The sequence below is a fragment of the Mycobacterium sp. E342 genome (genome assembly GCF_001667665.1).
GTDB lineage: Bacteria > Actinomycetota > Actinomycetes > Mycobacteriales > Mycobacteriaceae > Mycobacterium.
This window is the reverse complement of record NZ_LZJM01000158.1, coordinates 39,107-50,908: the sequence shown is the minus strand read 5'-3', so window position 1 is coordinate 50,908 and position 11,802 is coordinate 39,107. Positions and strand designations below refer to the sequence as shown.

General features: G+C 68.0%; 10 protein-coding genes. 6 read left to right on the top strand and 4 right to left on the bottom strand.

All coding sequences use genetic code 11. The features are described from left to right. The 3 genes from A5692_RS11180 to A5692_RS11170 all read right to left on the bottom strand — a co-directional run. On the bottom strand, window positions 1-722 hold a 722-nt coding region (locus A5692_RS11180), incomplete at its 3' end, for a DUF732 domain-containing protein (protein WP_068055772.1). A gap of 61 nt (window positions 723-783) precedes the next feature. Further along, a complete protein-coding gene (locus A5692_RS11175) occupies window positions 784-1,956 on the bottom strand; it encodes a sulfotransferase (protein WP_068055769.1) in 1,173 nt (390 codons plus the stop codon). Further along, entirely contained in the window at window positions 1,953-3,050 is a 1,098-nt protein-coding gene (locus A5692_RS11170) for a DUF1214 domain-containing protein (RefSeq protein WP_068055766.1), read from the bottom strand. The genes A5692_RS11175 and A5692_RS11170 overlap by 4 nt, the downstream gene beginning before the upstream one ends. 103 nt (window positions 3,051-3,153) lie before the next feature. Here A5692_RS11170 and A5692_RS11165 point away from each other — a divergent pair, with 103 nt between their 5' ends. Together A5692_RS11165 and A5692_RS11160 are read left to right on the top strand one after the other, a co-directional pair. Next, window positions 3,154-3,696 carry a TetR family transcriptional regulator gene (locus tag A5692_RS11165; RefSeq protein ID WP_068055804.1) on the top strand — a complete coding sequence of 181 codons (543 nt, stop codon included), beginning with the start codon at window positions 3,154-3,156 and terminating at the stop codon, window positions 3,694-3,696. A gap of 176 nt (window positions 3,697-3,872) precedes the next feature. After that, the gene (locus A5692_RS11160; protein ID WP_068055763.1) at window positions 3,873-5,762 is read left to right on the top strand and encodes a pyruvate kinase; all 1,890 of its coding nucleotides are present in this window, start codon (window positions 3,873-3,875) and stop codon (window positions 5,760-5,762) included. Here the strand turns inward: A5692_RS11160 and A5692_RS11155 are convergent. Then, a complete protein-coding gene (locus tag A5692_RS11155) occupies window positions 5,688-6,287 on the bottom strand; it encodes a TetR/AcrR family transcriptional regulator (protein ID WP_068055759.1) in 600 nt (199 codons plus the stop codon). The two genes, A5692_RS11160 and A5692_RS11155, sit on opposite strands and share 75 nt — an antisense overlap. Before the next feature lie 142 nt (window positions 6,288-6,429). Here A5692_RS11155 and A5692_RS11150 point away from each other — a divergent pair, with 142 nt between their 5' ends. The 4 genes from A5692_RS11150 (at window position 6,430) to A5692_RS11135 (ending at window position 11,801) form a co-directional block, all read left to right on the top strand. Continuing rightward, the gene (locus A5692_RS11150; protein WP_068055756.1) at window positions 6,430-8,655 is read left to right on the top strand and encodes an acyl-CoA dehydrogenase; all 2,226 of its coding nucleotides are present in this window, start codon (window positions 6,430-6,432) and stop codon (window positions 8,653-8,655) included. A gap of 8 nt (window positions 8,656-8,663) precedes the next feature. Beyond that, the gene (locus A5692_RS11145) at window positions 8,664-9,872 is read left to right on the top strand and encodes a thiolase family protein (RefSeq protein ID WP_068055753.1); all 1,209 of its coding nucleotides are present in this window, start codon (window positions 8,664-8,666) and stop codon (window positions 9,870-9,872) included. Window positions 9,873-9,879: 7 nt separating this feature from the next. Next, entirely contained in the window at window positions 9,880-10,293 is a 414-nt protein-coding gene (locus A5692_RS11140) for a Zn-ribbon domain-containing OB-fold protein (protein WP_068055750.1), read from the top strand. Between the two features lie 170 nt (window positions 10,294-10,463). After that, a complete protein-coding gene (locus tag A5692_RS11135) occupies window positions 10,464-11,801 on the top strand; it encodes an amidohydrolase family protein (RefSeq protein WP_068055747.1) in 1,338 nt (445 codons plus the stop codon). Window position 11,802: the final 1 nt, after the last annotated feature.

Genomic DNA, 11,802 nt, shown 5'->3' with positions numbered 1-11,802 from the left:
CCCCCCGGATCCTGGGCGAGCAGGTCGTAGAGGATGGTGGTCCCGGTGCGGGGCTGGCCGACGATGAATATCGGCGCAGCGATCGGGCTCGGCGGAGTCTGAAGGTGCGCCGGTGGTGGTGGCGGCGGCGGAATCTCCGGTGGGCTGGGCGGGACCATGTCTCCGGAGGGAAGCGCCGTGATTGCCGAGGCGAGCGCCGTGGTGGGCAAGTCCCCGGCTCCGGTGCCGGTGAACTGCTGACCCGGGTCGCTTGCCGCGCCGTGCAGGTACGCCGCGGGGTGCGTCGGCCCATTCGATGCCGGCGCGGGATTTATCAGGATGGGAGCGATCTTGCTTTGATCGTGCGGGCAGTAGGCCTCCACTGACGCGGTGATGAATCGGGTCATGGTGGATTCGAGGCGCGCCGGGGGGTAGAGGCGCTCGGCCGGATCCTTGGCGTACGCATTTTTCAACATTGCGCTCACGACGGTGTTCACCGGAATGCCGCGATCGAGCACAAGACAGATCTTGTGGGCGGTGTCGATCAGGCTTGGGACGCCCTCGATGGCGGGGATGTCTTCTTGGTTGAGAAGCGCCTTGAAAATTTCGTCCTGGTTGGTCCACAGCCGGGAGCGGCCGGCGGAAGTGGCGGCGCAACCGGCGGGACGGGTGGCGGCATGGGCGGTGGCGGTCCGGTGCGGCCGTCCCCGGCGCCCCCGGCGCCACCGCCGCCACCGAAGCAACCCGGCTTCGTCAGGCTCGCGCCGTGAGACCGGACATGCGATGTTCGGCCCGCCGGCCCCGTCACCGCAGCGTCTCGGTCGGCACCGCGTAGCGCTCCTGGTAGGCGCGCACCCGCTCGCGCACCTCGCCTTCCCGCAGGCCGGTGTCCGACCAGGTGTACCGGCCGCGACCGCCGTCGCCGGGGTGGGTCACCAGGAACTCGCGCATCCTCCGCTCGGCCTCGGGTCGCAGTTCACGATCGAGTCGCTGGTAGACGTCCTTGATCGTGGTCCACGGGTCGTTGACGAAGTCGCTGTATTGCACGTCGATCACGCGGTCCGCCGGCACCGCCCCGCTGTCGCGCAGAGCCATCTCGCGTTCCAGGCCGACCACGATCTCCTCGTAGGACTGGGCCGCGCACTCGGCGACGCTGGACTCGTCGCTGCACATCCGGCGCAGGTGGTGGGTCAGGGCGGCTATCGAGGAGATGACGTTGAGCGGGTCACGGTGGGTCTGCACGATCAGCGCGTCGGGATATTCGGCCAGCAGCGTGTCGAGCTGCCACAGGTGCGCCGGAGACTTCAGCAACCACTGACCGGGCACACCGGACTGCAAGTGCTGCAAGAAGATTCGGTGGTAGTGGTAGGCGCCGGCATGGTCGGCCTCATAAAGCAGCCAGCGGTAGTAACCGGGCAGCCGGTATTGGACCGAGAAGATCATGCTGACGAAGTCGCCGGCGGTGATGCGCACGCACTCCTGCCCGACGAGGGCGCCCATCGGATGAAACGTCAGAAACCCCGGCATGATCTGCTCGGACATGTCGATGCTGGCCTGCGTCTGCGCGATGCGCGGATCGTCGTGGTAGGTCTCGGGCTGCGGAACCGGGCAGGGCTCGTCGACCTCCCACGTCAGCGGGGCCCGCAACCCGGGATCCTGGGCGAGCAGGTCGTAGAGGATGGTGGTCCCGGTGCGGGGCTGGCCGACGATGAATATCGGCGCCGCGATCGGTTTGGCGGCGATCTCGGGATGCTGCTTGCGCCAGGCGATCACACCCAGGCGATTCTTCAGCGCCCGCATGATGTCAAGGTGGGCGATCTCCACGCCGATGTCCGACAGCCGCGCGTCGTTGATCAGCCCGTCGGTGAGGCGGTGCAACCCGGGCCGCCAGCCCTCGGCGCCGAAGTCGTCGCTCCCGGCCTCCTCGCAGGCCGCGGAGATGAGCCGTTCGGGGGCGAATCGGTCGTGCAGCGTCATACCCTCTCCTCACAGCGGTGCACCGACACCGTCACCTCGGGAGGTGCCGGATTGTCCAGCCAGCGCAGGACGACGAATCCGCGATGCCGGCCACCGGTGTCGAGCCAGTGGCCAACGCCGAAGTCCTTGGCGGAGACCGCGATCCGCATCCGGCCGTCGGCGTCGGGTGCCACGCCGCGATTCGTCACCGAGCTGTGCCGAGCGCGCGGCTCCAGGCATTCGTGCCAGATGCTTTCCAGCGTGACGTTCCAGAACCGGGTGTCGGGGGGAACGATGTCGAGCAGCAGGACCTCGCCGGGGTCCAGCCGGTACGTCCCGATCATGTACAGGTTGTCGGGGGTGGTGTCCGCGGCGCCCAGGTCGGCGGCCTGGGCGGTCAGCAACGTGTTGGGCATGCCGAGCAGTTCGGGCTTGATGGTGCGGTGCAGCGTCGCGAGTTTCATCAGGGACCACGCCATGGCGGTGAACTGATCGGCGAGTTCGGGGTCGGTCAGCGGCGTCAGCGGGGCGGGGGCCAACGCGTCGATCCGCAGCGTGGCGAGCTCTTCGCGGCCGCGATCACCGATGTATTCGCGAACCACCACCGACGAGGCGTCGTCGGGAATCTTCACCCACTGCGCGCCGGCCGGCTCGGCGGGCTCATCCGCGGAGAGCACCAGCGTGAATTCGCCCGAGCGCAGCGCCAAATCGCGGTCGCTGACGTAGCCCGCCATGCGGCGCGGTGTCAGACCGGTGCCGGCCAGGATCTGCAACCCGAGGTAGGCGCTGGTGCCCCGGGAACCGGTGATCCGGTAGCTCCGGTCCCCGCGAATCATGGCCAGGTAGTAGTTCCCGTCGGGATTGGGGCCGCCGACCATCCGGTTCTCCGCGCACATATCGAAGAACGAGGGTCGCTCGGCGTCCGCCTCGACCGCCATCTGCGCGCACAGGGACGAGATGCGGGCGATCAGCCGCAGCCCTTCGAGCAACTCCCGCTCGGACTCGGCGTCCTCGGTCACGACGTTCGTGACGTCCGCCACCATCTGCTGAAAGAACTGCCAGGCGGCACGCGCCTGGGGGGCGGGCGGATCCGGCGAATCGGCGTCTTGAGACATCGTCTCATGCTAAGACTATGTCTTACGATTTAGGCTTCGATTCGCGGGAAAAGGTGGGGGAGTGGCTGCCACGACGTCGTTGGCCGAACGGAAGCGAACGGCGATGCGTCAGCGCATCGCCGCCGCCGCGGCTCAGCTGGTCGCCGACCGCGGACTGGCCGCGACGACGGTGGAGCGCATCGCCGACGAAGCCGACATCGGGCGGGCGACCTTCTTCCGGTACTTCAACTCCAAGGAAGACGCCGTCGCCGAGGGCATGACCGCCCATTGGCTCAACCGGATCACCACCGCCCTTGCGGACCAGCCGGAGCGCCTGAGCGCCACCGATGCGGTCATCGGCGCCTTCGCCGAGCTCGCCGAAGGATCCGCCGACATCGAGGACCAGATCCGCGAATTGGCCATGCTCACAAGGTCGTCGGAGACGCTGGACGCATGGACGCTGCACATCTATGTGCGCTATGAGCGAGCGATCGCCGACCTCGTGGCGCCGCGGCTGCGGCGGTTGGCCCCGCAGGACCCCAGGCCCCGCCTGATCGGTGCGCTGGCGATGGCGACCGTCCGGATCGCCCTGGACGACTGGCTGAGCCACGGGGGATCCCTTCCCGAGCGCGTGGGGCGGGGCCTGGCGGCGATCTCGGTCGGGTAGCCCGTCTCTCGAGCCCTGCGGTCTCGAGGCGGCCGCTGCCGATTTGAAGGACCAATGCCCCTGTTGTGCCACCCGGGCGGCCGGTAATTTGGCTGTGCACCTTGGGGATTCGCGAGTTGAGCGTTACGCGGACGTTAACACTGTGTGGCCGCGAGCCACCGAAACTGGGAGTCGTCTTGTCAGGTCAGCGTGACGTCAAGCGGCGGCTGGCCGGCTTGCTCGACCAGATCGACGGCCTGCTGACCAGCCTGCGCAACGCGGAAACCTCCTGGGCGCAGTGGCTGCCGGCGATCGCGCCGGAGCACCAGGCGAGTGCGCGAAACCTATTGCACTACTGGGCGATTCGCCAATTCGATCTACGCGACCTGCAGGCGGGGCTCGCGGAGTTCGGCCTCTCGTCATTGGGTCGCAGCGAAGCGCACGTGCACGCGACGCTCGTCGCGGTCCGCGCGGCCGTCGCCGCCATGACGGACGGGAATTGGCAGCCGCCGCCCCCGTCGGCGGTGCCGATCGAGCAGGGACCGAAGATCTTGCGCCAGCACACGGTGGAGCTGCTGGGACCCCGTCCCCCGCATCGGATGACGCGCATCATGGTCACGCTGCCGTCCCAGGCCGCGACCGACCCGGCCCTGGTTCGCGAACTGGTGCGGCGGGGCATGAACATCGCGCGGATCAACTGCGCCCACGACGACATCCACGCCTGGCGGGCCATGGTGCGCCACGTCCGCGAGGCGGCCGCGGACGCCGGCGCACCATGCTTGGTCGCAATGGATCTGGCGGGCCCCAAGCTGCGGACCGGTCCGCTCGAGCCGGGCCCCCGCGTGGTGCGGCTGCGTCCGCAACGCGACCAGCTCGGGCACGTCGTCACACCGGCACGCGCGTGGATGACGTCGGGCGGGGAACCGTCGAGCCCGCCGCAGCCGGACATGGCGGTGTTCACGGTGCCGGCTCACTGGCTGGCCGACCGCGCGGCGGGGGATGTGCTGGTGCTACGGGATGCGCGCGGCGCCAAGCGGCAAATCGTTCTCCAGGACGCCGCCCCCGGTGGCTTCGTGGTCACCGCGCGGCAGACGACGTACCTGGTCACCGGGACCGTGCTGCACGCAGCGGGCGGCGGCGAGTCGCCCACAGGATCGGCCCGAGTGGGTCCGCTCCCGGAGAAGGAGCAGAGCCTATTGGTGCGCGCGGGAAGCCTGCTGCAACTGACCCGTGACTGCTCACCCGCGCCCGTCGACAGCGGTCGAACCGTGCCGCGCATCGGTTGTACGCTGCCCGAGGCCTTCGACCATGCCCGGCCGGGCGACGCGGTCCACTTCGATGACGGCAAGATCGGCGGCCGGGTGATATCCGTCGGCCGCGACGTCCTCACCGTGCGCGTCGACCGGCCGGAGCAGGGGGAGGCTCGGCTGAAGGCGGGCAAGGGCATCAACATGCCCGACACCGACTTGCCGATCTCGGCGCTCACCGACCGCGATGTCGCTGATCTCGCCGCCGTGGTCGAACTGGCGGATCTGGTGGACATGTCGTTCGTTCGCACCCCGGCAGACGTCGAGCGGTTGCTCGATGAGCTCGACCGGCTCGGCGGCGCCGGGCTGGGCATCGTGCTCAAGATCGAGACCCGGCGCGCCTTCGAACACCTGCCGCAGCTTCTGCTCACCGCCATGCGCCGGCCGCACGTCGGGGTGATGATCGCGCGCGGCGACCTGGCGGTCGAGTGCGGCTATGAGCGGCTGGCCGAGTTGCAGGAGGAGATCCTGTGGCTGTGCGAGGCCGCGCACCTGCCGGTGATCTGGGCGACGCAGGTCCTCGAGCAACTCGCCAAGACCGGCCTGCCGTCACGTGCCGAGATCAGTGATGCGGCCATGAGCGAACGTGCCGAATGCGTGATGCTGAACAAAGGCCCCTTCCTCGACGAAGCGGTCACCGTGCTCGACAACATCATGCGGCGAATGGCCGATCACTACTACAAGAAGAACGCGTTGTTGCGTCCGCTACGGTCCTGGTCCGCCTCGGCGGGTCAGGGCATCGACGATGATTCGGGTCGTGAGCTCGGCTCGGCGTCGTGAATACCGTTGTGGGTCAGACAGGATCGGATAGACGACGCCACCGACGATCGCATCCGCGGCCGACTCGGCGGTGCTCTCGTCGATGCCGTCGGCAAGGATCCGTGCCCGGACGCTCTCGTGCAGAGGCGCACTGAATCCGGCGCGCAGTTTGACCGCGGTGTCCTCGTGTTCCATTCCCGCGGCGGTCAAGATCCGCAGCATGGCCGAGCCGCGGGCCGTCGTCAGGGTCGTGGCGAGCTTGCGCACCCACCCCACGAGGTCGGCCGCAAGATCTTCGGTGTGATTGACCGATGCGAGGAGCTGGTCGGCGTCCTCGAGCATGACGTCGGCGACCAGGGCCGGGCGACTGGGCCACCACCGATAGATGGTCTGCTTGCCCACCCCGGCCCGCGCGGCGACCGCCTCGATGGTCAGACCGTCGAAGCCGCGCTCGAGAAGTAGTTCTCGTGTGGCGGTGACGATCGCGGTCCGCGACTTCTCGCTGCGCCGTCGCGGCGCGGTCACCCGGGTGAGATCGCTTGCCATATGGTGATCCTCACTGCCGCGGTGGCCCGCTTTACATAGCTCGACTGCCCCCGGTAGTCTGCCACAAGACGAGACGGTCCGTCTTGTAAGTCGGAAGGGTAGCAGCTGTGCGGCCAACCGTAGTCACCTCGCGGCCGTCATCGTGACCCTCGGACTGAGCCCGGAGCAGCAGGAGCTCAGCGATGCCGTCGGCCGGTTCGCCGGTCGGCACGCGCCCATCGCCGAAACCCGCGAGGCGTTCGCCGACCTCGCCGCGGGTCGTCGGCCCGCGTGGTGGGACGCCCTGGTCGGCAGCGGCTTTCACGCGGTGCACCTGCCCGAAAGCCTGGGCGGGCAAGGGGGCCGGCTGATGGACGCCGCGTGCGTTCTGGAGGCGGCGGGCAAGGCGCTGTTGCCCGGCCCGCTGCTGCCCACGGTCACCGCCGGAGCCGTCGCGCTGCTGGCCGACCCGACGACGGCCGCCGCAACCCTGGTGCGCGACCTGGCCGCGGGTGTCACCGCGGCGGTCGTGCTTCCCGACGACGGCGACTTCAGCGCACGTCCCGACGGCGCGGGCTGGCTGGTCACCGGCGCGTCGGAGGTCACCGCCGGCGTCTGCGCGGCGCGAACGGTTCTCGTCGGCGCGCGCGCGGACGGCGACGGCGTGGTCTGGGTGATCGTCGACACCGAAAACCCCACGGCGACAGCGGAGCCCGTCAGCGGCACCGACCTGGTCGCCGACGCAGGCATCTTACGACTCGACGACTATCGCGCGGCCGAGTCGGAGGTTCTCAGCGGCATCGACCCCGACCGCGCGCGGTGTGTCACCGTGAGCCTGGTGGCGAGCGTGATGGCCGGCATCGCGCAGTGGTGCGTCGAGGCGGTCACCTCACACCTGCGCGTCCGCGAGCAGTTCGGCAAGGTGATCGGAACCTTCCAGGCGCTGCAGCACAGTGCGGCGATGCTTTTGGTCAGCAGCGAGTTGGCCACCGCGGCGGCATGGGACGCGGTGCGTGCCATCGATGAATCGCTCGACCAGCACAGAATGGCGTCCGGCGGTGCCGCAACCGTCGCGGTCTCACCGATCCCGGATCTGGTGCTCGACGCGCTGACGATGCTCGGCGCCATCGGTTTCACCTGGGAACACGACGTGCACCTGTACTGGCGGCGGGCGATCAGCCTGGCGGGATCGATAGGTCCGGCGAATCGCTGGGCGCGGCAACTGGGCCAGCTCACGTGCGCCCAGACGCGCGACATGTCGGTGAATCTCGGCGACGCTGAATCAGAGTTCCGGTCCTGGGTCGCCGAGACGCTGGATGCGGCAATGCAGTTGCGCAACGACACACCGGCACCGCACGGCGACTACCCGGACCAGGCCTCCGGGCCCCAGCGCACATTGATCGCCGATGCCGGCCTGATGGCGCCGCACTGGCCGGCGCCGTGGGGCGTCGATGCGGGTCCCCTCAAACAGCTCATCATCGACGAAGAGTTCGCCAAGCGACCGGGGCTGGTCCGCCCGTCCCTGAACATCGCCGAGTGGATCCTGCCCTCGGTGCTGACTGCCGCACCAAAAGACCTGCAAGAGAAGCTGATTCCGCCGACCCAACGCGGCGAGATTCATTGGTGCCAGCTGTTCAGTGAGCCGGGCGCCGGCTCCGACCTTGCGTCGCTGGCCACCCGGGCGACCAAGGTCGACGGCGGTTGGCGGATCAACGGCCACAAGATCTGGACGTCGTTGGCGCAGTATGCCGACCTTGGCGCCCTGCTGGCGCGCACTGACCCCGAAGCCAGCAAGCACCGCGGCATCGGTTACTTCATCCTCGATATGCGGTCGCCCGGCATCGAAATCCAGCCGATCAAGACGGCCACCGGGCAGGCGCACTTCAACGAGGTGTTCCTCAACGACGTCTTCGTCCCCGACGAGATGTTGCTGGGCGCCCCCACCGACGGATGGAACCTCGCGATCGCCACCATGGCCGAAGAGCGCTCCGCCATCAGCGGATACGTCAAGTTCGACCGAGCGGGAGCGCTGCGGCGGCTCGCGGCCGAACCGGGACCGGACCGCGACGACGCGCTGCGCGCGCTCGGCGAGCTCGACGCATACACGCACGCCATCAAGGCGCTGGGCGTTCGGGAGACCATCCGGTTGCTCGACGGCCAGGCGTCGGGCCCGGCCTCCAGCATCGCCAAGGTGGCGATGAACGTGCTGTTGCGCAAGACCTTCGAGGCCACGCTGCGCTTGACCGGTCGGGCGGCGATGGCCGCCGACTCCGACCCCGACATCGTGGAGCGCTACCTGCACCTGCCCGCCGAGCTGATCGGCGGCGGAACCCGCGAGATTCAGTTGAACATCATCGCGCAGATGATCCTCGGACTGCCCCGAAAGTAGGACCGCCCATGGGATTACGCGGAGAGGCCGCGATCGTCGGCTACGTCGAGCTACCGCCCGAGCGGCTCAACAAGGCCTCGCTCGCGCCGTTCGCGATCGAGCAATGGGCGGAACTGTCCGCCGCCGCCCTCGAAGACGCCGGATTGCCCGGTGACGTCGTCAACGGAATCGTGGCGTCACATCTGGCCGAGTCGGAGATCTTCGTGCCGTCCACCATCGCCGAATATCTGGGCGTCGGCGCGCGATTCGCCGAGCACGTCGACCTGGGCGGTGCCAGCGCGGCGGCCATGGTCTGGCGGGCCGCCGCGGCGATCGAACTGGGCATCTGTGACGCGGTGCTGTGCGCCTTGCCGGCCCGATACATCACGCCGAGTTCCAAGAAGAAGCCCAGGCCGTTGGTGGACGCGATGTTCTTCGGATCGTCGAGCAACCAATACGGCTCTCCCCAAGCCGAATTCGAGATCCCCTACGGCAATCTCGGGCAGAACGGGCCCTACGGGCAGGTGGCCCAGCGCTACGCGGCAGTCTACGGCTATGACGAGCGGGCGATGGCCAAGATCGTCGTCGACCAACGGGTCAACGCCAACAACACCGAGGGCGCGATCTGGAAGGACAAGCCGCTGACGGTCGACGACGTCCTGGCCAGCCCCGTGATCGCCGACCCGCTGCACATGCTGGAGATCGTCATGCCCTGCGTCGGGGGAGCCGCGGTGGTCGTCGCCAACGCAGATCTTGCCAAACGCGCGCGCCATCGGCCGGTTTGGATCAAGGGATTCGGCGAGCACGTGCCGTTCAAGACCCCGACCTACGCCAAGGACCTGCTGCACACCCCGATCGCCGAGGCGGCTGACACCGCGTTCGCCATGACCGACCTGAGCCGCGAGCAGATGGACATGGTCTCGATCTACGACTGCTACACCATCACCGTGCTGCTGTCGCTGGAGGACGCGGGCTTCTGCGAGAAGGGCAAGGGCATGGAATTCGTCGCCAACCATGACCTGACCTTCCGCGGCGACTTCCCGCTCAACACGGCGGGCGGGCAACTCGGCTTCGGTCAGGCCGGGCTCGCCGGCGGCATGCACCATGTCTGCGACGCCACACGGCAGATCATGGGCCGCGCGGGCGCGGCACAGGTCGCCGACTGTCACCGCGCCTTCGTGTCCGGCAACGGCGGGATCCTGTCCGAGCAAACCACGCTGATACTCGAGGGGGATTGATCCCGACATGGCCACCTTCGAGCGCCCGATGCCCTTGAAAACCCCGACCAGCGCGCCGTTTTGGGACGCGCTGGCGCAGCATCGCATCGTCATCCAGTATTCGCCCTCGCTGGGAAGCTACGTGTTCTACCCGAGGGTGCGCGCACCGCGCACGCTCGCCGACGATCTGGAATGGCGAGAGATCTCCGGCATGGGGACGCTGTATTCCTACACCGTGGCGCGCCGCCCGGTCAGCCCGCACTTCGCCGACGCCGTCCCGCAGCTGCTGGCCATCGTCGAATGGGACGAGGGGCCAAGGTTTTCCACCGAGATGGTCAACGTCGATCCCGCCGACCTGAGGGTGGGGATGCGAGTGAAGCCGGTGTTCTTCGACTACCCGGAGCACGACGTGACGATGTTGCGGTACGAGCCGGCTGACTGATCTCGCGGCAGCGACTATTAGTCCGCAGCTGGTGGCGGCAGTACGGGGCCGGCTAGGCGCGCTGTGAGCGTTGCGTGGCAATCGAACACGGCGATGCGGATGCCGAGCTGACGGTTGACACTGTGATCGGCGCCATTATCTACTAGTCGCAGATCCCCGAGGAGCGCGGCATGAACAAGGACGACCTGATCCTGATCAGCGTGGACGACCACATCGCCGAGCCCGCCGACATGTTCGACGCCCACGTCCCCGCGAAGTACAAAGCCCGCGCGCCCCGGGTGGTCACCGAACCCGACGGTGTCCAGCAGTGGTACTACGGCGAGGTCCGCGGCCGGAACATGGGATTGAACGCCGTGGCGGGCAAGCCCCGCGAGATGTACAACATCGACGCTTCCCGCTACGACGAGATGCGCCCCGGTTGCTTCAACGTCGACGAACGGGTTCGCGACATGAACGCCGGCGGCCAGCTGGCCGGCCTGAACTTTCCCAACTTCACCGGCTTCTCCGGCCAGGTCCTCAACCAGGGCCCCGATCGTGCGGTAAACCTGGTGATGATCAAGGCCTACAACGACTGGCACATCGACGAGTGGTGCGCGGCCTACCCGGGCCGATTCATCCCCTGCGGCATCCTGCCGCTGTTCGATGTGGCCGAGGCGGCCAAGGAAGTCAAGCGGCTCGCCGACAAGGGCTGCCATGCTGTGACGTTCTCGGAGAATCCAGAGGCGTTGCAAATGCCCAGCATTCACACCAAGTACTGGTACCCGCTGTTCGAGGCGGTCTGCGAGAACAACACGGTGCTGTGCACGCACGTCGGGTCCGCGTCACGCAGCCCGCAGGTATCGACGGACGCCCCGCCCAGCGTGCAGATGACGGCGTCGTCGATGATGAGCATGTTCACCTTCACCGAGCTGATCTGGGCCGAGTTCTGGGCGGACTTTCCCCAGCTGAAGTTCTCGCTCACCGAGGGCGACGTCGGCTGGATACCGTATTTCCTGTGGCGCGCCGAACACGTCTACAACCGCCATTCGGGGTGGACGCAGGCCAAGTTCCCGCCCGGTTACAGCGGGCCCGCCGACGTGTTCAAGCGGCACTTCTACACGTGCTTCATCAGCGACAAGGTCGGCGTGCGCAACATGGACTGGTTCAACGATGACATGCTGTGCTGGGAGTCCGACTTTCCCCACTCGGATAGCAACTGGCCGTTCGCGCCCGAGGACGTGATGGAGACGATGGGGCATCTCGACGACTCCGTGATCGACAAGATCACTCACCAAAACGCCATGGCCGCATACTCGTTCGACCCGTTCCGGCACATCCCCAAGGAACACGCCCGCGCCGGCTACCTGCGCGCGCAGGCCGCCGACGTCGACGTGGTGACGCATGTCGGTCGCCGGGCGAGCCAGCGTGACCGGGACGCGTGGACGCGGATGACGCAATTCGCCCTGCAGTCGCAGGTGACGGCCGAAGCCGCCGGTATCTCGGGGCGCGCCACCACCCTGGGCAACTGAA